General features: G+C 68.7%; 17 protein-coding genes. 3 read left to right on the plus strand and 14 right to left on the minus strand.

Annotation, left to right across the window (positions count from 1 at the left end; translation table 11 throughout):
- Nucleotides 1–88 precede the first annotated feature (88 nt).
- The 3 genes from IE302_RS07410 to IE302_RS07420 all read right to left on the minus strand — a co-directional run bounded on the left by IE302_RS07410 (nt 89) and on the right by IE302_RS07420 (nt 2,662).
- Nucleotides 89–1,183 carry a transglycosylase SLT domain-containing protein gene (locus IE302_RS07410; protein WP_191252950.1) on the minus strand — a complete coding sequence of 365 codons (1,095 nt, stop codon included), beginning with the start codon at nt 1,181–1,183 and terminating at the stop codon, nt 89–91.
- On the minus strand, nt 1,180–1,566 hold the full coding sequence (locus IE302_RS07415; protein WP_191252952.1) for a WXG100 family type VII secretion target: 387 nt from the start codon (nt 1,564–1,566) through the stop codon (nt 1,180–1,182). Before IE302_RS07415 ends, IE302_RS07410 begins: the two co-directional genes overlap by 4 nt.
- A gap of 124 nt (nt 1,567–1,690) precedes the next feature.
- Entirely contained in the window at nt 1,691–2,662 is a 972-nt protein-coding gene (locus IE302_RS07420; protein WP_191252954.1) for a LysR family transcriptional regulator, read from the minus strand.
- 233 nt (nt 2,663–2,895) lie between these two features.
- Here IE302_RS07420 and IE302_RS07425 point away from each other — a divergent pair, with 233 nt between their 5' ends.
- Nucleotides 2,896–3,537 carry a sigma-70 family RNA polymerase sigma factor gene (locus IE302_RS07425; protein ID WP_229907638.1) on the plus strand — a complete coding sequence of 214 codons (642 nt, stop codon included), beginning with the start codon at nt 2,896–2,898 and terminating at the stop codon, nt 3,535–3,537.
- A gap of 40 nt (nt 3,538–3,577) precedes the next feature.
- Here the strand turns inward: IE302_RS07425 and IE302_RS07430 are convergent, their stop codons facing one another.
- Complete coding sequence (locus IE302_RS07430) at nt 3,578–4,915, minus strand: amino acid permease (protein WP_444541934.1); 1,338 nt, start codon at nt 4,913–4,915, stop codon at nt 3,578–3,580.
- Nucleotides 4,916–5,701: 786 nt separating this feature from the next.
- On the opposite strand from IE302_RS07430, the gene IE302_RS07435 reads away from it, so the two are divergent.
- On the plus strand, nt 5,702–7,795 hold the full coding sequence (locus IE302_RS07435) for an ATP-binding protein (protein WP_191252958.1): 2,094 nt from the start codon (nt 5,702–5,704) through the stop codon (nt 7,793–7,795).
- Nucleotides 7,796–8,009: 214 nt separating this feature from the next.
- Here IE302_RS07435 and IE302_RS07440 read toward each other — a convergent pair whose 3' ends face one another.
- From IE302_RS07440 to eccD, 10 genes are all read right to left on the minus strand, one after another.
- Nucleotides 8,010–8,777, minus strand: a complete 768-nt coding sequence (locus IE302_RS07440; RefSeq protein WP_229907639.1) for a type VII secretion system-associated protein — start codon at nt 8,775–8,777, stop codon at nt 8,010–8,012.
- A 234-nt stretch (nt 8,778–9,011) separates the two neighbouring features.
- Nucleotides 9,012–9,350 carry a WXG100 family type VII secretion target gene (locus tag IE302_RS07445; protein WP_093935474.1) on the minus strand — a complete coding sequence of 113 codons (339 nt, stop codon included), beginning with the start codon at nt 9,348–9,350 and terminating at the stop codon, nt 9,012–9,014.
- A 2-nt stretch (nt 9,351–9,352) separates the two neighbouring features.
- A complete protein-coding gene (locus IE302_RS07450) occupies nt 9,353–9,766 on the minus strand; it encodes a YbaB/EbfC family nucleoid-associated protein (protein ID WP_191252960.1) in 414 nt (137 codons plus the stop codon).
- 56 nt (nt 9,767–9,822) lie between these two features.
- Complete coding sequence (locus IE302_RS07455; protein WP_191252962.1) at nt 9,823–11,433, minus strand: WXG100 family type VII secretion target; 1,611 nt, start codon at nt 11,431–11,433, stop codon at nt 9,823–9,825.
- Nucleotides 11,434–11,436: 3 nt separating this feature from the next.
- Nucleotides 11,437–13,788: a hypothetical protein gene (locus IE302_RS07460; protein ID WP_191252964.1), complete on the minus strand. Its 2,352-nt coding sequence runs from the start codon at nt 13,786–13,788 to the stop codon at nt 11,437–11,439.
- A 63-nt stretch (nt 13,789–13,851) separates the two neighbouring features.
- Nucleotides 13,852–14,283, minus strand: a complete 432-nt coding sequence (locus tag IE302_RS07465) for a hypothetical protein (protein ID WP_191252965.1) — start codon at nt 14,281–14,283, stop codon at nt 13,852–13,854.
- 88 nt (nt 14,284–14,371) lie between these two features.
- Entirely contained in the window at nt 14,372–14,650 is a 279-nt protein-coding gene (locus IE302_RS07470) for a WXG100 family type VII secretion target (protein ID WP_125695329.1), read from the minus strand.
- Nucleotides 14,651–14,693: 43 nt separating this feature from the next.
- Nucleotides 14,694–15,023: a hypothetical protein gene (locus IE302_RS07475; RefSeq protein ID WP_191252967.1), complete on the minus strand. Its 330-nt coding sequence runs from the start codon at nt 15,021–15,023 to the stop codon at nt 14,694–14,696.
- A gap of 159 nt (nt 15,024–15,182) precedes the next feature.
- A complete protein-coding gene (gene eccB, locus IE302_RS07480) occupies nt 15,183–16,589 on the minus strand; it encodes a type VII secretion protein EccB (RefSeq protein ID WP_191252969.1) in 1,407 nt (468 codons plus the stop codon).
- Nucleotides 16,589–17,986 carry a type VII secretion integral membrane protein EccD gene (gene eccD, locus IE302_RS07485; protein WP_191252971.1) on the minus strand — a complete coding sequence of 466 codons (1,398 nt, stop codon included), beginning with the start codon at nt 17,984–17,986 and terminating at the stop codon, nt 16,589–16,591. The genes eccB and eccD overlap by 1 nt, the downstream gene beginning before the upstream one ends.
- Before the next feature lie 367 nt (nt 17,987–18,353).
- Between eccD and IE302_RS07490 the strand changes: the two genes are divergently transcribed.
- Nucleotides 18,354–23,537, plus strand: coding sequence for a WXG100-like domain-containing protein (locus IE302_RS07490; protein ID WP_191252972.1), 5,184 nt, complete (start codon nt 18,354–18,356; stop codon nt 23,535–23,537).
- Nucleotides 23,538–23,656 lie beyond the last annotated feature (119 nt).

The following is a 23,656-nucleotide window of genomic DNA, read 5'->3' on the forward strand; positions in this document are numbered from 1 at the left end:
CGCCGCAGACGACCACGACGGTCGGCGAACGCGTCCCGGACCCGGACCCTGTCCACTTTCGCGTTCGCCGGCCGTCTACGGGTTCCGGTCAGTAGCCCCGGTAGGCACCGCCTGCCGCCATCGCCTGCAGGCCGGGCACCTCGCCGATCGAACCGTAGCGGTCGAGCGCGTACCGCACGCCCGCGATGATGTTGTCCACCGGGTTGTAGATGTCGTCGTGTCCCGGAAGTTTGTGCGCCTCGAACGTCGGGTCGATGCACTGCATGAGCCCCTTCGACGGATGTCCCGCCGCCGCGTTGGAATCCCAGAGATTGATCGCGTTGGGGTTCCCGCTCGATTCGTGCTGGATGATCGCCCAGATGTTCGCGATATCCGCTTCGGACACCGGTACGCCGGCGGCTTGGAGTTCCTTGATGGCTTCCAGGATCCACTGGTGGACGTCGCCCGGCGGCATCGTGGCGGGCGGGCCTCCGCTCGTCGTCGCGGGCGCGCTCGCCCCACCTCCGCCTGCCCCACCACCGCTCGTGCTCGGCGCGGCGCCCTTGCGCGAGGTGCCGACGACGGGCTTCCCCACCGCGGAGAAGGTTCCGCCGGTGTGTCGGCTCATCACCTCACGTGATTGCCCGATCGCCGTGTCCGCCTCGGTGGCGAGCCGGTCGAGGTCTTCGCCCGCGGCGCGGGCCGCCGTGGCCGCACGCTCGGCGGCTTCGGCCAGAATCGTGGTGGGCGGCTTCTCCGGCGGCACCGCACCGACGACCTGCCGGTTGACGGCGTCCTGCCGCGCCTCGGCTTTGGCCACCGCCGCGGCCGCTTCGCCGTCGATCTGCCGGATCTCCCGCCGGGCCGCTTCGACCCGCTCCCCCGCCGAGGTCCGGATGCCACCGAGCCGCTCCCGGAGCGCCGAGAGATCGTCGGCGACCGAACCGAGGCTGCTGCGGAGCCGGCCGCCGGCACCGGCGAGTTCGTCCACATAGCCGTAGAAACCCTCGGCGGTCTGCCCGCTCCAGGCACCTTCACGTAGTCCGGTGACGGCGGCGTGAAGCCCGCTTGCGTGGCCATCGAGTCGTTCGGCGGCCTGCCGGAAACTTCTCGCCGTTTCCTCGACGCGCTCCGGTTCGAGGGCTTCGAACTTCGCGGCTTTCTCCTCGACCGCACCCCATTCGGGTGGCATCGGCGCGGTCATCGGATCTCGTCCAGCCAGGCGTTGCCGACCTCGGGGGTGTCTCGCGGCGGTGAAGCCGGTACAGGATCCGCTGAGGCCGCACCGGTGGCATGGTGCACGACCCGTGCGTTGTCCGTGTCGACGCCCTGGGCCTCCCGGGCGGTCTGCCGCAACTTGGCAGCCGAGCGGTCCAGGTGCTCGATGGCGTGCCCGAACTCCCCGTGCACGCCGGCGTGGAACCCGGAGACCGACGCGTGCGCGCCGTCGCCCGAGCCGAGCCCGCCGAACGGATTGCTCGCGCCGGCGCCGTCCCCCAGCAGGGTGCGCGCCCGGTCCAGCTCGTCCCTGAGCGCGGCCAGCCGCTTGCTCGCCGCTTCCATCGCCGCAACGTCGTACTGGACCACGACCGTCTCCTCCGGACTCGTTCCTCGGCTGAGGTTCCCCCGGTGACGGCCGGCACAAGGGCCGTGTGGCGGCGGAAGTGTCCTTCGGAGGGAAATCCTCCGCTGATCACGAACGGAGGGTCGATCAGTGACGGCCGCGCAGCACCGTCTCGACGTACTCGCGATCAGTCGACGGAAGCCACCAGGATTCCCACGGCGGGATGAGCCAGCCCAGTTCGGTGGCGGCGTCGCGAACGACCTGCACCGCGCGGGTGATCGCGCCGTCCGCCCGATCCGGCCGCCACAGCAGCGAGAACGGGTACAGCGGGACGGGGTCGACCACCGGGATCACGACGACACCGTCGGGCACCGGTGCGGTCAGCGGAGCGATGGCGGGCAGACCGTAGGCCAGGATCGCCGCGTTCGCGGCGCTGCGTCCGTGGCCATGCAGCTTCTCGGCGTGGGTCAGGCCGAACTCTTCGGCGAGCTCCACGTTCCAGTTGTGCCAGTCGAGCGCGCGATCGGAGGTGTGGAGCAGCAACGGATGCGCCTGCAATTCCCGCATCCGGAGTTCCGCGCGGCCTTCCAGCGGGTGGCCCTCCGGCACGACCAGACCGTGCGGCTCCAGGCGCACCAATTCGTGCTGGATCGACTTCGGCAGCACCATTCCCGGCCAGTTCACCCGCCCGAAAGCCATGTCGAGCCTGCCCTGCGCGAGGTCGGGGAGCGCTCCCGCGAGCCCTTGTCCCTGAAGGACCTCAAGAGGCTGCCCGGACAGCCGTTCGCGAAGTACCTGTGCGATCGCGTTGGTCACCAGGCCTTCGGTGATCACGTCGATCCGCAGCGGCAGTGCCGTGCGCCCGAGCGCCGTGACGAGGTCCTCGGCGTCGGCGAGCAGCCTGCGTCCACGTTCCACGAAGACCGCGCCCGCGTCGGTCACTTCGACATGCCGGCGGTCGCGGATGAACAGGACCACGCCGAGCCGCTGTTCCAGCTGGCCGATCTGGGCGGACAGCGTCTGCTGGGCGATGAGCAGCCGGTTCGCCGCGCGCCCGAAGTGCAGTTCTTCGGCCAGTGCGACGGCGTATCGCACCAGCCGCAGGTCGAGGTCGGTCACCGGGTGACAGTATCCCGCTGTCAGAGACGGCTACAAGAAACGCGCCCGGCGGCGGATCACTCGATCGGATGACAATCCTTCACTTCGGCGGTCCGTGCGGGAAACCCCTACGTCTCGTCCCGGCGCTCGACGCGCTTTGTGCGGCTTCGCATCATGGCGGAACGAGAGAACCGGAACGCACGCGAACGTCCGTTCGCGGTGCCCATCCCGGGCCCGGCCGGACGGAGCATCCGATGACCATGTCCTGTATCGACGCGCCCGCGAACGGCACGAACGCCGAATTGCTCCGCCTGGCGCGGGAGGCCCGGCTGGATTTGTCACGGCCGGAACGGGGGGCCCGGACGGGGCAGGCCGTGAACGAGCTGCTGCGCCTCGTGTACCCGAAGATCCTTGCGTACTGCCGGATCCGGCTCGGCCCGGACACCTATCGGATGTGCACCGCCGACGACGTGGCCCAGGAGACGGCGATGGCCCTGCTCACCGCGTTGCCCCGGTTCCACGATCAGGGCACGTCGTTCCTGGGCTACGTCTACCGCATCGCCGAGTACAAGGTCGTCGACGCCCGGCGGCGGCACCAGCGCGACCGGGCGAAACCGGTCGCCACGCCGCCCGAGCGGCCGCAGCCCGGACCGTCTCCGGAGGACCATCTCCTCACCGAGGAGTTCCTTGCCCGGCTGCACGGCCTGCTCCGCTACCTTTCCGACAATCAGCGCAGCGCCGTGTGGCTCAGGGTCTTCGAAGGGCTTTCCGCCATCGAAGCAGCGGAGCGGCTGGATTCCACACCGGGCTCGGTCCGGGTCGCCGTCCACCGCGCCCTGCGCCGGCTTCGACGCCTGATCCCGCCTTCCGACCCGCTGGTGCGAGCGCCACGATGAAACCGGGGTGCCGACGGGAACTCCGGCACCCCGGCCCACTTCATCGGGATCGCGTCGGCGCCCGTCCGGCGACCACGCGGTTGCGCGACACCAGCCGCCAGCCCACGGCGAGCACCACCACGACCACCGGGATGGAATAGAAGGCGATCTTCTCCGGACCGGTCGAGAAGCCCATCAACACCAGTACGAGTCCCAGGAAGCCGAGTGTCAGCCAACCCGTATACGGTGCGCCGGGCATGCGATACGACGGTTGTTCGATCTCCCCCGCGAGCACGGCCTTGCGCAACCGCATCTGGCAGATGAGCAGGGTGGCCCAGGTACTCACGACACCGATCGACGAGACGGCGACGGCGATGTCGAACGCCTCGGTGGGCACCAGGTAGTTGAGGCCCACGCCGAGCAGGTAGGCCCCGGCGGTGAACAGGATGCCGCCGAACGGCACCTGGCGCTTGTTCATCCGCCCGACGAAGGCCGGCGCTTCGCCCTTTTCCGCCAGCGCCCGCAGGATGCGCCCGGTCGAATAGAGCCCCGAGTTGCAGCTCGACAACGCCGCGGTCAGCACCACCGCGTTCATCACGTCGCCGATCCCCGGGATACCGAGCAGGGTGAACACGGTCACGAACGGGCTTTCGCCGCCCCGGTATGCCGACCACGGCAGCAGCATGGCGAGCAGGACCACCGAACCGACGTAGAAGATCGCGATCCGCCAGACCACACCGTTGATCGCCTTCGGCAGCACCTTCTCCGGGTTCTTGGTCTCCCCGGCCGTGATGCCGACGACCTCGATCGCCGCGTACGCGAAGACGACCGCCTGGAGGGTCATCAACGTGATGCCGATCCCGCTCGGGAAGAAGCCCCCGTGCCCGGTCAGGTTGTGCACACCGGCCGTGGTGTCACCGACCTGCGCGGCCGAGAGCACCAGGCCCGCGCCGACCGCGAGGAAGACGACGATGGCGAGCACCTTGATGACCGAGAACCAGAATTCGAGCTCGCCGAACAGCCGCACCGACAGCATGTTGACCCCGAGCAGCACCCCGAGGGCGATCAGCGCGGTGACCCACTGCGGTACGTCCGGCAACCACTTGTGGACGTAGATCGCCACCGCCGTGATCTCCGCGATACCCGTCATCGCCCAGTTCAGCCAGTACATCCAGCCCGCGGCGAAACCGGCCCAAGGCCCGATGAACCGCCGCGCGTAGGTGACGAAGCTCCCGGAGGACGGGTTGTGCAGCACCAGCTCGCCGAGGGCACGCATCACGAAGTAGGCCGCGATACCGCACACGGCGTAGGACAGGATCAGCGCCGGCCCGGCCTGGGCCAGCCGCCCGCCCGCGCCGAGGAACAGCCCGACGCCGATCGCACCCCCGATCGCGATCATCTGGACATGGCGATTGCCGAGGGATTTCGAATACTCTTCCTTGCTCTTTTCCTGCACAGCCGGATCCATCAAAATCCAATCATCATCAAAACAGGACGGACATTTTCTTGAGGTTCCACGCAGCAGGGGCCGAAGAACCATTTCTCCACGGCGGGCACATACGCACCAGCAAGGAAAAACAAGCACGCACGCTCGACGACAGCCGCGCCATATCGCCGTTGTCCGGAGTCGGACCGGGCGACTCTACTGAACGGCCGCATTCACTCGAAACGGTCAGGGGAATGCGGTAGGGGAAACCCCCACCAATATCCGGCGACGACGATGCGAATGCACGTGCAGCACTTACGTCGAATTGTGTTCATAGAGTTCTCCGGAACATTTCATCGCAACGCTTTCGCGGGAACTCGTCGCGTGCTAAGGCACGACAGCCGCGCCGGGTCACCCCACAGCCGGAACGGGTGACCGCGCAAGTCCGGCGCGAATCACCGCTCCGGACTGGCAAAACCGCAGGCCAGGGCCGGTACGACCAGGCCGGGGTCACCCAGTCGCGCGCCTGCTCAGGACACCCCTGCGGCTCAAACCCTGTGGTTCGACCACACAGTTCGGCCCCCGCGGCTTCTCGTACCCCCTCGGCAAGCCCCTCACGAGGTAAAAAGTCCCATCGGATGTTCTCCCGGCCCGGGCCCGGTAGCCCGCGAACGGAGACCGATCGACCCAGGAGGAGGCCGCCATGCAGCTCGATATGGACCTCCTCCGCCCCGCCGCCCTCGAGACCCGGATCCAGCCATGACCGAGCACTCCCTGCGCGTAGACCTCCTCGGCCCTCTGCGGGTCCGTCGAGGCGACCACGAGCTGGATCTCGGACCGGCGCGGCAACAGGCCGTGTTCGCCGTTCTGGCACTTCAGGCCACCGTCCGGCCCATCAGCCGGTCGGAGCTGATCTACGGCATCTGGGGCGAGAACGCGCCCGCCAGCGCGGCCGGGAGCGTGCACACCTACGTTTCGGGACTCCGCCGGGTGCTCGACCCGGGGCGCGCCCGCTGGTCCACCGACGGACCGCTGGTGTCCGGCCCTCAGGGGTACCGGCTGGCGTCAGGATCACTCGACGCCGACGAGTTCGAGAAGGCGCTCGAAGCGGGCCGGACGGCGGCGCGTGGCGGGGATCCGGTGGCCGCGGTCGCGAAGTTCGACGAAGCACTCGCCCTGTGGCGGGGTGAGGCGCTCGCCGGCCTGCCCGGCCCCTTCGCCGAGGCGCACCGCGAGCGGCTGGCCGATCGGCGGCTGACCGTCGTCGAAGAACGCGCTGCCGCCGCCGTGGAGACGAGCTCCTACGCGGACCTCGTCCCCGAGCTGACCGCCGCCGTGCGGGCACATCCGCTTCGCGAGCCGTTGTGGCGCTCGCTGATGATCGCCCTGCACCGCGGTGGCCGCACCAGCGAAGCCCTGGAGACCTTCCACCAGGCCCGCCACACCCTCCGTACGGAGCTCGGCGTGCACCCTGGGGACGAGTTGATGTGGGCTTACCACCACATCCTCGACGGTGAACCCGTCCATCTGGCCCGCGAGCAGGAACGACAGGCCCCGTCCCTGGTACGCGTGTGGCCGGAACCCACTGCGAGGACGACCCGCCTGCACGGACGTCGTGCCGAGATCGCCTCCCTGCACCGTCTGGTCGGCGTTCTGCGGGACGGCCACGGGGCGGCCGCCTGGCTGGAAGGCGAGGCCGGGATCGGCAAGACGGAACTGCTGTCCACCGGCCTGGACGAACTCGACGGGCTTCCCTGTCACCTGGCCTGGGCGAGTTTGGGCGAAGCCGGCGCCCCGCGACCGCTCCAGGCCGTCGCACGCGCGCTGGGGACCACTACGGAGGACCTGCCGCCGGAAGCCGCGGTGGAGCGTCTCCTGGACCGCGTCGATGAGCTGTGCGCCGAAGCGCGGCTCGTGGTGGTCCTCGACGACTTCCACCAGGCCGACGAAGCCACGTTGCGACTGTGGCACCGGCTGGCCGCGGCCAGCCGACGGCTGCCCCTGCTGACCTTCGCCGTCACCCGGCCCGCCCCACAGCGGGACGCGGTCGCCCGGCTGCGAGAGACGGTGGCGCACCGTATCGACGACGTGATCCGGGTGTCTGCACTGCCGGAAACCGAGGTGAACGACCTCGTCGGCGAGCTCGTCGGCGCACCGGCGGGCGCCTCACTGCGACGGCTCGCCGCCGGAGCGGCGGGCAACCCGCGCAGGCTTCGTGAACTGGCCGAAGCCCTGCTGGCGGGTCCGGCGCTGACCGTCGTCGACGGGGTCGCCGAGGTAGCACCGGGGACGACGCTCCCCGAACCGGCCGAACCCGATTCCACGGCGGTCGTCCGCCTGGTCCAAGGGCTCGCCGTCGAGACGCGGGAGCTGCTGCGCCAGGCCGCGATCGCCGGCCAGGAATTCGACTTCGGCTCGGTGGCCGCGGCGATGGGAAAGGCGGCGTCACACATCGTCCCGGCGCTCGCCGAGGCGATGGAAGCCGGTCTGCTCATCGAAGCGGGCACCAAGCTCGCGTTCTCGCGGCCGTCGGTGCGCTCGGCCGTGCTCGACGCGCTCGGGACCGAGATCCCCGTCCGGCGGCTCACTGGAAAGACGGCGGCCGATCAGTCCCGGTCGCGCGCCGGGCGTCAGTCGGCGGCGAGCAGGCGGCGCAAGCCGTGCCCCACCGCACCTCCCGGCCTTACGGCGCCTTCGCGGCTTCTCGGATTCGGGATTCCGGACGCGGCCTCACTCCAGACGGACTCCATGGTGCCTCTGGCCCTCCGCGCCACCCGTACCGCGCTGCGTGGCGGGCGCCCGGCGGATCCGAACGGCGAATTCACCACCGGTCTGCGCGCCTGTCAAAGCTGACGCTTCCACGGGGCAGGCCGAGTCTTATTGAGGTGAGGCAAACGTGGCGTATCGGGTCGAGGCGGGCTTCGTGATCCGGTCGGCCGTGTCCGTGGGTGGCGGTCTCGCGTGACGGAATGGACGACACTCGTGATCAGACGGACGACACGCGTGATCAGACGGACGGGACAGGTGTCGTCCCTCTGATCACGTGTGTCGTCCGTTCCGGCCCGGTCTACGCCCCTCGGCCACCGGTTTCGGCCGCGGTCCCGGGTTCCGCCACCGGTTCGGCTTCGGCCACCGGGGTCTCCGGGCCCGCCGAAGTCACGGTCACCGGAACGTCCTCGGTCTCGGACTCCGCCGCCGGTTCGGTCTCGGCCGGGGTCTCGGCATCGCTCGACACCACCTGCACCTGGGCCCGGTCCCGGAAGGCCTGCTGGATCTCCTCCAGCTCCTCCTCCGACAGCTCACCGGTCATCCGCAGGAAATCCCCGGTCAGCCGCACCGAGGCCGGCCCGCCCGAGTTGAACAGCACGTCGTACTGATCCTCCAGCAGCTCGATGAGCCCCGCCAGATCCGTCCGCAACCAGCTCGGCGACACGACCAGGTCCCGGTACGAGCCCGCCGTCGCCACCACCACGCACCGGACGTCGTCCGGCGACTTCATCACCAGCGGACGGCCGTCGCCGTTCATCGCCACGTCCATCAGGGTCCCGCACAACATCGCCTGCAGCTGCTCGGTCTCCGCCGATCCTTCGATCATCAGCCGCAACACCGCGTCCAAGGGATCCGCGGGCGAGTTCTCGTCCGTCGGCCGGTACTCCGGATTGCCCCGGAACTTCCCCACCCGGTTCTCCTCCAGTACCGGCCACATGCCCACCACCGCCTCGACCGGCGGCTCCTGCCCCTCCTCCGACGGGCTCCACGCCGGATCCAGCAACAGCAGCCACTGCTCCGACTCGGGCTCCACGGTCATCGTCTCCTCGCCCACGACCACCCTCACCACTTCCTTTCACCGAGATACCGAGACCGATTCACTCTCAGAGGACCATGTGCCGCCCACCGCCACCCGACCGCAGGGCACGCACTAGCCCGAATGGGGACTTTCCCCCGTGAACGGTCTCGGTGCCTGGGGGCCGGGCGCTCCCCCTCGGACCGCCCGGCCTCCGCGCACCGAGACCTGGAAGGGCCGCTCCGCCAACGGATCGGCGGAGCGGCCCGTACTCGCTTCGACGCGCTATTTGTTCTGGGAGAACTGCTCGCCCATGCTCTTGTCGAGCGCGCGGGCGTTCTCCTCGTCGAGGCCCACGAACTGCTTCGACGCGTCGCGCAGGCTCCCGCAGGTGCTCTCCACACCGTCGGCGGTCTGGTGGGCGCCCGAATTGGTCTCCTGCGCGGTCTGGACGTAGTTCTTCGCGAACGCCTTGCCCGCCTCGTCCTCGCCCCAGCAGCCGTAGTGCTCGGCGAGTTTGCCGCCCAGCTCGCGCAGGGCCTCCTTGAATCGCGCGGTGGCCGCGGCGAGGTCGCCGTTCACCCGCTCCAGTGCCTCCGGGTCGAGCCGGAATTGGTCAGCCATCGTCACTCCTCACGCCGCGGCGTTTCCCGCCGTCCGGGCATTTCGACACCGAATTCGTCCATTTTCTCGTACATCGGTCCCATCAGGGATTCCATGATCTTCTCGGCATCGAGCTCTCCCGTGGCGAATGCCGCGAGGTCGATACCGTCCTGCGAACCGCCGACGCCCATGATCTCGTTCATGCGTTCCAGGCTTTTCGCGCGCCCGTTTCGCAAGGTCTCGAGAATGACGCTGGCCAGCTGAGCCGGCGGCATCGCGCGGTACTTCGATTCGTTGAAGACGAGTTCCACCAGGTCGCCTCGACCGTCGAAGGTCATCGACAGCGACTGGTCCTTCGCCTTGATGGTCGTACGCTCTTCTTTCCACACGCGGCTCAGCTCGGTGAGTTTTTCGCGTTCGGCGTTCAGATCGGCCATCGCTTTTTCCAGCGCGCGTTCCGAATCGCCCAGTGAAGCCCAATCGCTCATGTCGTTCAGCTCTTTCGTCCATCGATGCGGCCGGAGGAAAGCCAGCCCGGCGTGAATTCGTTCGTACCCGCACCGTCATCCAGGGCGGGTGGGACCTCTTCCTTGGGACGACGTCCCAGCACCGCCGCTCCCGCACCGGAGTCCCAGACCTCGGGCGCGGCACCGACCGGGATGTCCGGATCCCGGGCCTCGGCCCCGGATTCGGCGCCCATCCCGCGGCCCATCATCCCCATCGGCATCATCGGCGCGCCGTGTCCGGTGGCCGCCGGGGCGGGTGTACCGGCGGGCGGGGGCACGGGTGTCACCGGCAGGGTCGCGTCGAGCCTGCTGACCGGGGGCACGGCCGGAGTTCCGCCGCCCGCGGGGGCGGTCGGGACCGACGAGATCGTCGAACTTCCGGAAGAAAGCGACAGAGGCGCGGCGGTCCCGCCGCTACCGGACGACCCCGGAACGGATGCGACCGCCGACGGCTGGGACGGTCCTGGGACCGGTGTGCCCGTCGAAGCCGTGCTGCCCGCCGACGCGGTCGCGACAGCGGGCGCGCTCGCCGGTGCGGGCGAGGCGGCGGTGGCCACCGCCGGAATCACGATTCCGGATTCCGACGGCGCCGATGACTTCGCGTCGACACCGTCGGGAACCGACGAAGTCGTGCTGACGCCCGCCGCCCGCTGCCGCGCGTCTTCGACCGTTCCCGCTGTCGCCGTCGCGTCTTCCTGCTGCACGGCGAACGTCTGCCGCTCCCGCTCGCGTTTCTTGTCCGGGCGGCCACGGCCCAGCGCGCCGACCAGACCGCCGCCCATCGGGCCCCGGGCGGTGTCGGCCCTGCCGACGGGCTGGTGTGCGGCCTGGGCCGCCATCGGCGCGGACCGGCCCAGCACCGGAGGTCCATGGCCGGTGTACCCGCCGACTCCTCCCCCGACGGCGCCCATCGTGGTACTGCTGCCGCCTCCAGGGACCGCCGAGCCCATCATCGCTCCGGCGACGCCGAAAGCGTGGCCGGCTCCGGCGGCCGCCCAGTCGCTTTGTCCGTGCCCGGCGGCGTCCGCGCTCGCGGCGGGGTCGGCCGTCGCGAGAACGGGCGACGCGCCACCCGCCGCGGCGCCGCCGCCCCGGACACCTTGCGCGTCCGCCGTGGCCCCGGGCAGGCGCCGCACGAACTCCGGCGGTAGCGGCATGGCCCCGCCGGCCTCCTGGTACGCGGCCGAAAGGTCGTGGACGATCTGCAGGGCGGGCCGGTTGTCCGCCTCGTGCCCGGGTTGTGCCCGCAGCTCCCGGAAACGCTGCTGCGCCACGGTGAGCGCGTCACCGGCACGACGTAACAGCACACCGTGACCGGGACTCTCCATGGTCTGGACCATCTTGTCGACGCCACCGGTCAGCTCGGCGGCGAAGGAGTCGAAGGCTTCGGCGATCTGGCCGTCCCACAGCTCGCTCACCTGCCTGCTCTCTCGCACGATCTCCGCGAAGATGTCGTGATACCGCATGAGCGCGCTGTCGAAGGCGGCCGCCTGCTGGTACAGCGCGTCCGGATTCTGTCCTTCGACGAGCTGGGCGAGCTGCTCGAAGTTGAGACCGGCCAGGGCCGGGTCGTCGACAGGAGGCGCGGGCTGGGTCATGGCTCAGTCCCTGCCCAGCACCGGACGGTGTCGCGGTCCGTCCTTGTCGCCATCGCCCCACGAGCCTTCTTCGGCCTGCAGCCAGATCTGCGGCTCGCGTTCCTTCTGCTCGCCGTTGGCCCCGGCGCCCATCCCGCCGCCCATCGGCGCACCGCCCATGGGCATTCCGCCCATCGGCATCCCGCCCTGGGCGAGGTTGGGGTCGAGGGCGGGCATTCCCGAGACCGTCGGCACCGCCGCGGCGGGCACCGCCGCTCCTCGCGCGGGTTGCGTGTCGAACTGGCCCAGCGCGGCGGAGCCGGCCGCTGTGGGAAGCGCGGCGGAACCCCCGGCGCTGCCGCCGGAACCACCGACACCGCCACCCGAGCCGCCCGAACCGCCGACGTCGAGGGCTCCTGCGTCGATACCACTGCCCAGCGGAGCCGGCGCCGAGGCCGCCTGGGCCGCCGCCTGGTCGCCACCGAGGAAGTCCGCCAGCGGATCGGAGCCGGAGAGACCGTCGATCGCCTTGTCCACGGCGGCCTTCGCGTCGGCGAACGCCTGCTTCTCCTCGGGCGTGGAGTCGGGCTGTTCGAGCCCGTCGATCGCCTGGTGCACCGCGTTCTTGGCGCTGTCCAAGGCTTCTTGACGCGGGGTGTCCGCGGCGGAGTCACCGTTGATGGCGTCCAGCGCGGCCTGCTTGGCGTTGGCGAGGGCTTCCTGCGTCGCGGGGTCCTGCGTCTGCTGCGCCATCTTGTCGATGGCGTCGCTCGCGCCCTGGCCCAGCGCCGCGGGATCGGTGACCCCCTGGCCGGTGAGGTCGTCGATGGCCTGCTGTGCGGCCTGTTTGGCCTGGTCGAGAGCCTGCTGCTGATCAGGCGAGCTGCTCGCGAGATCGTCGATCGCCTGTCCGGCCGCGTCCTTCGCCGCACTGGCCGGATCACCACCGGATCCGGCACCGCCACCGGCGGGTCCACCGGATTCGGTCGCGGGTTGCCCGGTGAGACCTTCGATGGCGTCGTTCGCGGCCTTCTTCGCGTCGTCCAGCGCCTGCTTCCGCTTGGCGTCGGCGGCCGATTGCGCTTGCTGTTGCGCCGAAGGCACTCCGACGCCTCCCGCCGGCACAACACCGCTGCCTTCGGAGCCCGGGGTGGCACCGCCACCAGTCCCGGCGCTGCCGTCGGTTCCGGCGCCGGCGGTGTCTCCGCCCGGCGGGGAGGTGAGGCCGTTGATGGCGTCGTTGGCTGCCTGCTTCGCGTCCTGGAGTGCCTGATCGGCCGCGGGATCGGTCGCGGGCTGAGCGGTGCTCGCCTCGCTGGGTGCGGCCGCCCCCTCTCCGGCCGCCGCGCCTTCTGTCGCGCCTTCTGTCGCGGGCACAGCCGCGTCGGTGAGCGCGCCGGCGGCATCCGCCGCCTGCTGCTTGGCCTGTTCCAGCGCGGGATCCGTCGCCGAACCCGCTCCGCCGGTCCCTGCCCCGCCCGCGGCCTGTTCGGCCGCCGCCTGGGCCTCTTCCGCTTGGGCGGGATCCGTCGCGACGGCACCTTCGGTGGCCGGTTTCAGCTCCGACAACGGGTCTTGGGTGCGGTCGACCTCTCCCCCGGCCGCCAGCTGATCCGTGCCCTTGGCAGGGGACAACGCCTCTTGTTGTTGCCGGGCCACGTCGGCCGCCGCGCCGGGGTCGGCGAGGCCGTTGACGATCTGGATCGGGGCGAGGTCGTTCCCGCGGTTGTTGTACTGGTTCGCCAGCGCGCCGACGGCTTCCTGCAGGCGCTTGAGACGTTCTTCGGCTGCTTGGTCGTACATGCTGTCGAGCTCTTTTTTCAGCCACGGCTGCACCGAGTCGACCTGCTGCTGCGTGGTGGCTTCCTGGATGTACCGCGAGGCCTCGTTCTCCAGGATCTCCTTGGCGGAGTTCTGTTCCTTGTCCATTTGGGACTGGATCTGCCACCAGCCCGCGGCGAAGGCCTGGATGGCGTGCCCGACGTTCCCGATCGCCGCGCCGTACTGGCCACCGTTGAGGGCGCTGTAGAGGTCTTCGCTCTGCTTGAGGATCGCCGTGCCGTAGGACTGGAGCGCGTCGCCCGCCTCACCGACGAGACTGTCCCGCAAGGCCTTCAGTTCGGTGGCCATCGCCTCGTTGATCTCACCGATGCGCTGCACCGCCGTGTTCACCGAGGTTTCCAGCTCATAGAACTGCTCGGCCGCCGACGAGTGGGACAGGTCGGCGTGCGCGTCGTCGGCGTTGTGCGTGAGATCGTGAACGGCCTTGGTGATCTCGGTGAGGTTGCCGTACTGCTTCGGGTCGAAAGCGGGAGCCGACTGAGTGAATTTCGCTCCGTCGAGCGCAGACGCGGGTGCGGCGGGTGCATCGGACATGGCTGGAATTCCTTCAGGCGGTGGCAGCTGACCGGTCGGAAGCGAGGCGGGCTGCGGCGAGGGTCACACGGATTGGCTTTGCGCCGGATCGTTGTAGCCGTCCCCGTCGTCGGGCGTGGCTTGTCCGGCGGTGTTCTGCTGTGCGGCTTCGGTCTGCTGGTCGAACTGGGCGATCTCGCCGGAGATCTTCGCCTCGAGGCCCTGAATGCTCTGCAGGATCGACTTGGCGTTGTCGTCGTCGGTGTTCTTGAAGCCGTCGGCGATGGAGATCAAGGTCGCTCGGAGGTCGTGCAGAACGGTCTGGAGGTGCTCGCCGTGGGCGACGATGCCGTTGCGGCGGTCGTCGATGATGTGTTCCAGCCAGACGGCGGTCTCGAACTTGCCGGCGTTCGGCCACTGCGCCTTGAGCGCCTGGAAAGCGCTCATGTCGTCCATGATCTTGCCGATCTTCTCGGCCGAGACCTTGATCGCCTCGGTGTCGAAGTTGGTGCTCATGATCAGCTCCTTTCAGGGAGAGGATGAGATCGGGCCTTCCGGTGGTGCGTCCGCTGGAGGACGCACCACCGGAACGGCCGCGCCGGCATCAGAGACCGCGCGCGCCTCGCGCGTCCTGGTCCCGCATTCCCTCCGCACCCGCCTGCAGCGCGACGCGAAGGGAGTCCAGCTGCTCTCGGCTGGTGATGAGGTTTCCCCTCAGCCCCTGGCACTTGGCGTCGTACGCGTCGGCCGTGGTTCCCTGCCAGCCCACCATGATGCGCTTGACGTCGTTTTCGAGATCGGTCGTCTGCCCCTCGATCTCGGTGGCCTTGTTCTTCATCATCGTCAGGCACTGGTCGATGACTTCGTAGTCGTAGGTAATCAATTTATTGCCCTTTCAGAGAAATGGAGAGTCGGTCGAGTACGGGTCAGGCGCCGAGGAAGCTGCTGGTCTCCATCGGGAGCCGCGCGATCTCCTGGCCGGCGGCCTGGTCCTGCGCGTCCTGTCCCTGCGACTCCTTGCGGATGTAGCCCGCCATTTCGGTGAGGTTGGCCAGGATGGTGCGCTTCAGCCCCTCGATCCAGTTGTCGCAGGTCGTGGACAGGGCCTTGGTGGCCGCGCTGTTGCTTCCGGCCAGCGTCGCGTCCACCTGCGACTTCAGCTGGTTGAGCTGCTGGATGATGTTGTCGGAAGTGGCCTCGTGCCGGGTGGCCTGTGCGTCGATTTCCGCCGGGTCGAGCTGTGTCGTTTTCGGCATTTGAGATTCCTCCTGCGGTCAGGTCTTGTCTTGGTCCGGCCGCCGATCGCGATCCTCGGCGTCGGCCATATTCGAAGATTAGGTCGGGGATTCCGCGTTGTCGGGAGAATTCGCTCCACCTTGGCCAGTCGGAGGAGGTCCCCTTACGAGCGGCCCCGGTCAGGACGCCGCGGTCGCCGACGCGGCCGACGTACTCAGCAGCGGTCCGGCCGGGAAAAGGTCCAAAAGCTCCTGCGGAACCGCCACGGGCGCCACGTTCTGATAGCCCAGCGCCGCGATTTCGTCTTGACCTGCCAGCGGATACCGCATTCCCAGCGGTGTCACCAGTGAAGGCGGACCAGGTGCCGCGCCGGGCACCGCCTTGGGGGCGACCAGCACTCCCCGGCCCGCCGGGACACCGACCCGGCCGGCGGCCGCGCCCACCTCGTGCGTGGCGGAGGGCGCCGACGCGGCGCGGACGCTCGCCGAAGGCAGCGATTCCGCCACCGGCGGGTCCGCGCTTCCGGTGCCGTAACGCATGCAGCGCTGGGTCTCCGGTGAATCACCGACCAGTTCGGGCGGTGCTTCCGGCAGTCCGGTGCCCAAGACCGTTCCCGACGCCGGGACGCCGGCCATCTCACCGACCCCGATCCGGATCGGTTCGACGGGTCCGTCGGGGTAGCTCTTCGCCGTCGAGGGCGCGGCCAGTAGCAGCGCTGCCACCGTACGGTTCACCGCGGCGGCGCCGTCGTCACGGACGACATAGAGCTGCTCGGTCCCGAGCGCGGTGTTGCGCACTTCGTAGACCTGGCCGATGAGGCTCTGCCTGCCCGCGATGACCGGGCCCCGCCCGCCGAGGCCGGGTACCGCCGGTACGGACAGATCCGGTCCCTGCGGGATCGGGTTCAGCCAGGCGGCGGACACCGGCGAGGGTTCGGCGTTGCCGTACCCGAGGGAGACCAGCACCGCGGGGTCGGTGATCCGCAGCCGGGAGCCGTTCCAGACGAGATAGACCGATCCGTTCGGCCCGGTCACCAGGAACCCTTGCCGGTCGGTGAGCCCACCCTCGGGGGGCCGTCCGATGAGGACGGTGACGACGCCGGGGGCATCACTGTCCACATCGGAGCCCGTGCAGACGGTCCAAGCGCCGGTGTCGAGTTCCGCCGACGTGGGCAGGGCGTCGGGTGCGCCCGAGATGCCGACCGGCTGGCCGACCGGCGTCCCCTTCAGCGAAGCCGGGGAGACGGCGACCATCTTCCCTTCGGCCTTCGGTGCCAGCAGGCGCGCGGACGAGTAGTTGAGCACCGGGCGCAACTGGCCGTCCAGATAGAGGTAACGGGCACCGCTGTCCTCGTCGAGGACGATGGTCCCCGCCTGCCGCCAGGAGTTGTCAGTACTCGGCACGAAAAGCCCGTAGATACCGAAGATCGCCGCCAGCAGCACCGCGATCATGATCCCGAAGATGGTGCCGGTGATCATGCGCCGCCCCGGTGCCTGGATGGCATCGGCGTCGCCGTGGGCGACCGCCGCGGTCAGCCTGCCGACGACGAAGAAGTACGCCTGAACCTGGTCCTTGCGTGACTTCATCAGCTCACCATGGTCCGTACGGCGGCGTAGACGTGCAGCACCTGCAACAGGATCGGGAGGATCGCGATCGCGGTGATCGTTTCGAAGATCTCCGCGGCCCTGCCCCAGTAAGGACGAAGCCGAAGGCCCGGCAGCCTCTCCGCGGCCACCAGGAGCAGGCCGGTTCCGAGCAGGACGAGCGGGACCACGAGCAGCAGGCGCCCGGTCGGCGAGAGTCCGGCGGCGACGTGCGTGACATCGGCACCGACGGCCACCGCCGCCGGGACCAGCATCGACCACCGCGCGATCGTCCCGCTGGGGTGGCGCGAACGCAGGGCGAGCAGGACGGCCGCGACCAGGGCGAGCACCATCGACCAGGTGTCGGCCTCGGCCACGAGCAGCAGCATCAGCACCACCTGCGCCAGGCCGAGGCCGGCGTGCAGCGCGGTCGAATAGCCGACGACCGCGGCGCCGCGATCCACCACCGTCTCGAACGGCACGGGATCGATGTCCTCGCTCAGCTCGTCCGCGCCGGTCGGCAGCATCGGCAGGCTCAAGCCCGACAAGCGGAACGCCGTCGGTCCGACGAACACCCCCATGACGAGCGAGACGGCGAGGCCGACTCCGGCGGCCTGCGCGGCACTGACCGAGACGATGGATCCGAACAGGCCGGCGATCGCCAGGGTGAGGCAAAAGATGATCCCGCCGGCGAACAGGAGCGCCGCGTCGGCGACAGCCACCAGTCCGACGGTCAGGGCGATCAACCCACCCGCTCCGGCGGCCGTGATCTGGACCATCAGCGGTGCCGTCGGCGCCAATACGCCGACGATCAGCCAAGCCGAAAGTACGGCGTAACAGACGCCGCCGCCCACCAGGATTATCGCCGCGCGGGAGCTGCCGGAACCGCGCGCGACCAACGCGGACACCAGAAGCAGAAGGATGGCGGAGCCACCGACGAACTGCGCCTGGACCGCGGGCGCCCCCGCGCCGGGCAAGAGATACAAGCCGGACAGCAGCAGCACCAGCGCGCCCGCTTCGAACATCCGCCGCACGCCAGTGGGCGTCAGCTTGCCGGGATGCTCCCGCACCCGGTCGCCGACGCCGTCGACGAGATCGTCGTAGTCGATCGCGGCGAGCTGGTCGGCGCGGGGCGCCAGATAGACGCTTTCGCCGTCCAGCAGGTTCAGCTGCCCCGGCGAGCGGTCCTCGTCGAGCGGCTCCTCCCCCAGCCGTTGCAGGACCCAGCCTTCGTGCTCCGCTCCCTCTTCGATCGTCTCCGCACCGAACTGAAGGAGGATCGCGGGCAGCAGATCGGCCAGCGGAACTTCGGCCGGCAACGCCAGTTCGGCCGTCCGCTGGCCGAGCACGAACCGCAGCCGGACCGAGCTGGTGGTGCGCTGCTGTGTCTGTTCCTCCATGAGGCGCCGGGTCCTTCCTGCCAGAGCCAGACCTTGGTCCGGAAGCTACTTCTTGAGCTGTGGGGGTCCCCGAATTCCGGGCACGGCACCGCCGAATAGGGGGAGTTCACTCACCAGCATGGGCCCTGGCCGGGTCACCGTCTGCGGTGGCGGGCTCACAGAGCCGGAATGCCGCCTTTCCGGCTAGCAGGGCTGCCCGTTATCCGCCATGGCACGGCGTCGCGATTGCCACCCACCGCCGAGAAGACGCGAAGGAGGCTTCCGTCGCACCTGCGCTGGCTGGTGAGGTGATTCCCTCTGGTTACCCTGCCGGGTTCCCTCCACAGGTGACTCCCGGTCTGAACCGGTTACATGATGGCTCAGCCGAATGAAAGTGCTGATCAGCGTGTCCTCAAGACGGTGGGAGGTGCCGCCTGTGGGTGAGGGTGGTGTGCACATTCCCCCCGATGTGCGGAAGTTCCTGGAGTTCACCCTCGGCTTGTCGTGGCCGGAGAGTGACGATCAGGGTCTGGTCGCGTTGTGGAAAGCGTGGGAAGCGTTCGAAGACGCCGCAGGTGTGTTCGAAGCCGCTGCCCGAGCGGCCGGGGTGGCGGTCCCGCAGGTCCTGGAAGGCGAGACCGGGGAGTTCTTCGCCCACTTCCTGAACACCACCATCCCCGACGGTGTCGCCGGACTGGGTGAGGCCGCCGGTGAGCTGGCGAAAATGGCGCAGAACGCCGCCGCCGACGTCTACAAAACCAAAGTCATGTTCGTCGTCTTCGCCGCCTTCACCCTCGCCTCCATCATCCACCTGATGGCCACCCTCATCGGAGCCCTGTTCACCGGGGTCGTCATCGCCGCCGCCAGAGTCGCGCTCACCGCGATCTGGCGAGCCCTGATCACCCGGCTCGGTCAACTCTCCCTCAGTGGTGGTCTGTCGCAAGCCACCAAAACCGCGTTGCTGAAGTTCGCGAAAGACCTCGCCATCAAAACCGGCGGCTTCGCCGCCTTCGGCGCCGCACTCATGGGCGGCACCGACTTCGGCGTCCAAGCCCGCCAAATCGCCGACGGCGACCGCCAAGGCTGGGACACCAAATCCTTGACCTCCTCTTTCGTCGGTGGCGCGTTGGGCGGCGCGTTCGCCGGCGTCTTCCACTCCGCCGCCGGAGGAATCCGCTCCACCGCCTTCAGCCTCCGCGACCGCCTCGCCATCGACCCCGCCCACCTCGACACACTCGTCAAACAGACCGCCGGGGTCACCGCCCAAGACATCATCACCACCATCAACAAACCCCTCGCCGCCCTCGGCGACGCCGCCTACGCCACCGGCCAAATGATCACCGTCATCGCCACCGCACCCCTGATCAACCTCGCCCTCGGCGCCCCCACCGGCAACCCCGCCCTCGGCGCCCTCGGCGCCCTCTCCCGCTACGGCGGCAGCCACACCAACGGAACCACCCCCAACGTCAACCTCGACACCATCCACCCACCCCACATCCCCGACCTCACCATCCCCACTGCGAAACCCGCCACCGGCAACAGCGAAGCCATTCTCGACACCCCCGAAACACTCGCCGCACCACCGCCCTACTCGGCGATCGCCGCCCAACCGGAACTCCGCGCCGAGAAAACACCCGCCCACACCACCAGTTCCCACGCCGTCGGCACCCTCTACACCCCTCCAGCCCCCGCCACCGCGACCACAGCACCGGCGAAAGCCACAGCTGCTGGAGATGTCGCCGCGTCACCTCTGACGACGGGCAACGACAAACCTTCCGGCGCGATCAGCACCGGTCCAAAGACCGGTATCGCGGCGACGACCCGCGACACAGCGAAGCCGGCATCCAACGCCGCGTCTCAGGCACCCGGCTCGGTGTCCTCTGCCGAGCGTTCGTCGGGGAGTTCGAAGGAACCGGCGACGGATCCGGTGTCACGCGTCAGCCACACAGGTTCTTCGACCACAGCCAGCCAGGCCGTGGCTCGCGGGGCAGACGCCGGGTTCGCTCGCTCGGCCGCCGCACCGTCCACCATGCCTGCCGTCCTGTCTCCGCCACAGGCGCAGGTCATCGCGGGGACGCCGTTCCCTGCTCCGGCAGCTCCCTCCGAGACAACGAGCAACCCCACCGTCGGCGGCGCTGTGTCACAGGAAGCTCAGGTCACCCTGGCGGCGACCTTCACCACTTCCGCGATGGATCAGGTTGTTCCCCGCCCTACCCATGACGGACTCACGGCCTCGACGACCACGCCGGGCAGTACCGTCTACTCGCCGGTCGAGCCGGTCCGAGCGGTCCCGCTCGCCGACGGTGGCGGAGTCGCTTTCGTCACCGAGGCTTACACCGGTAACGTCCTCAACGCTTTCCCCGAGCCCCGGCCGGGTGTCTTCCGCGTCGTCGCCCACCACGACAACGGGACAATCGGGCTCGCCGACGAGCCAGGCCGGCGCCTCGTCCCCCACACCCTCGCCCAGTTCCTCGACGTCCTCACCCACCTCCCGCCGCATGTCGCCGCCTGGAACACCTACACCGACGTCGAACTCTGGGCTTGCGACCTCACCGCCACCCAGCACTCCCAGCTCGCCGTCGCCGCTCGCGCCGCGTTCGGTACCGGCCTGACCTTGCCCCACCCCGGGCGGCTCGTCCACATCGCGCCCGACGGCGACATCCGCACCACCACCACAGTGCCCGGCGACCTGCCCGCGGGCACCCTCACCCTCGGTCCCAAACGCAAGGCCGCGGCTCCCTCCGGCGAAAGCAGCAGAAAGCGCACGGAGCACGCCATCGACGCCGACGATCCCGACCAACTCGCCGCGGTCGCGCTCAAGGTGCTTCAGGAGCACGGCGACATGGACATCAGGTCGTTGTTGGTCTACATGACCGGCGAAGGCGTGCCGAGCAGCAAGAAGGGATCTCTCAGAACCATACTGAACAACGCCCGCGAAACCCTTCGAGAGACCGATGGCCTGTGGCGTCCTACCTATCGGGGGAAGGAGATCGGCAACGGGACCTTCGACGCGGCGAACCCCGATGATCTCACCGTATGGCTATGGCGACGAGCGGTTGCCCGGCCGAACGAGGACGCCACGGCGATCGCCCGCGCCGCTGAAGAAGCAGGCTTCAGCGGCAAGATGGACCAGCTGATCGCCAACGCGCGACTGGCGATCAGCACCGCCGAACTCGACGACCGTCGAGATCCGGTACTGCAGGTGCGCGAGCCGGAACACCGCCCCAGGATCGAATCTTTGATCGAGATCCTCATCGCCTCGCACGACAAACCCACGGCGAACTCCATTTTCGGCGAACTCCGGAAACGGAACGTGCAGGGTAGTCAGGCGGAACTTCTCAACCTGCTCAATGAAGCCTTCGCCACTCCACGAACGACCCGAAGCGCGCTTCAGGCCATCGGCGGCCACTTGTCCGGCCCGCAGGGCAAGACCTTTCTGGGTCGCGAACTGAACGCGGACAATCCTCACGATCACGACCTGATCGGCAAACTCGCCTACGCCGCGGCCTGGTCCGACAAAACCATCGGACCAGACCACATCGCCACCCGAATGGCCCACGAAGGCATCACCGGATCACAACACACCCTCACCGAACTGGTCACCCAAGCGACCCACGAAGCCACCCTCAACGGCGACCGGCTGGTGCGGCTGTCCGCCGACAACCCCGACCATCACGACGCCATCCAGGCCCGGCTCGGCGGAATCGTGATCTTCAAAGGCGAGCTCAGGGATGCCGACCGCCTGCCCGAACTGGTAAAAGCGATGCGAACCCGGCACATCACCGGCCCTCAGGAGGAGTTGCGGCAGCGCGCCCTCGACTTCCTGCACGCAAGTACAGCAAGACTACTCGTCGATCCCGACTTCGCCATCGACACGTCATTCGTCAACCTCGACCTCTCAGCTGAATCCACCACCGCTCCCGAAGAGACGACAACGACCCCGGCGCGCAAACTCAACCCCGAGGACCCCCGACATCAGACAGCGATCGCCGAACTCGCCCGGCAAGTCGTCGACGAACACGGAAACATCGGAAAAGAAGCCCTTCGATTCCACCTTTCCCAAAAGGGCGTTGATTCGACCAAAAAGGGAATACACCCGGCAATCACCAGAGCACGACAACAAGCTTCCGCCGACGGTTCGACCTGGCACCCTGTCTACCGCGCCAGCAAACGCGAGGAGGTGCTCGACCTCGACACACCCAACGACCTCACCGTCGCACTATGGCAACTCGCGATCGATCACCCCACCGAGAACGCGGCGACAATAGCCCGCCTCGCCGAACAGTCCGGCTTCGCCAGCAAGGGAAGCACGATGGTAAAAGCGGCCGAAGCAGCCATCGAAGTCGCGGAGAAACACCGGCGCCGCCATCCCGCCATGTCCATAAAAGACGCCGAAAACCTCGACCCGATCAACTCGCTCATCAACGCCATCCTCACCATCGAACCTCACCTCAAGACACCCGAGATAATCCGTCGCCTGCATCGATTCAACGTACGCGGGGACACCGGGAAACTCGAAAAGACGGTGAACGCCAGGCGACGCGAGCACCACCACGACCCCGGCGCGGAACCCGCCGCACGAGAACTCCTCACACTGCGACCCGAACCTCTTTTCCTAGGCCGGCACCTGAACGCCGACAACCCCCGCGATCACGACCTGATCGGCAAACTCGCCTACGCCGCGGCCTGGTCCGACAAAACCATCGGACCAGACCACATCGCCACCCGAATGGCCCACGAAGGCATCACCGGATCACAACACACCCTCACCGAACTGGTCACCCAAGCGACCCACGAAGCCACCCTCAACGGCGACCGGCTGGCCGACTTGCCGGCAGGCCTGCCGGAGAATCGGGACGCCGTCTCACACCGCGTCGGCGAGATCGTACGATTCAATCCCTGGCTTCGCGAATTGCCGCCTTCCGAGAGGATCACCGCACTGGTGACCCAGATGCGGATCCGCCACATCACCGGCTCCGGCGACGCGCTGCGGGAACACGCGGAAGCCGTTTACGACGACGGAGCCGGCCTCCCTCCGGATACCACCACGTTCACGGTTGCCGCGTCCGGCGGACCAGTACAGGTCATACCCTTTTCCCGCGGCGCTGCCTTCGTCAAGGCGACCTACGCACCTCACGTTCTCAATGCCTTTCCGCATGCTTCGCCCGGCACGTTACGTATCGTCGTCCCACGGGAGCATCACCTCGACGGGGCTTTCCTGCTACCCGGTGCCGATGGGAACCACGTTCCTCACGACGCCCGGCAGTTGTTCGACGTGATCGCCGCCTTCCCCCTCGATTGGGACCAGTTCGGCCATCTCGAACTCTGGACCGGCGTCCTCACCCGAGATCACGAAACGCACCTGAACGACCTCATCCGCGGTCATGGCCACCTCGGCCATCTCGAGCTTGTCCTCGCAGCCCGCGGCAGGACCGTCTACATCACCCGTGACGGCAGGAATCATTTCGCCCAGCCACCCGAGGGATTCACTGGCGACGTACTCGCTCTCAGCGTCGTCAGGGCTCAGGACGATCTCGAGGTTTTCCTCACCGGCGCCGAGCCGCCGGAGTGAGAGGAGTTCACCTTGGTGGCGCCCAGCCTCGGAGCTCGGGCTGACCGAAGGCTGGATTGGGACGCCGTTTCGCGCACTGTGCGCAGTCTGGCAAGGGGGCCGCGAGCGGCTGGGACGGT

It is taken from the genome of Amycolatopsis oliviviridis (genome assembly GCF_014654365.1).
GTDB lineage: Bacteria > Actinomycetota > Actinomycetes > Mycobacteriales > Pseudonocardiaceae > Amycolatopsis > Amycolatopsis oliviviridis.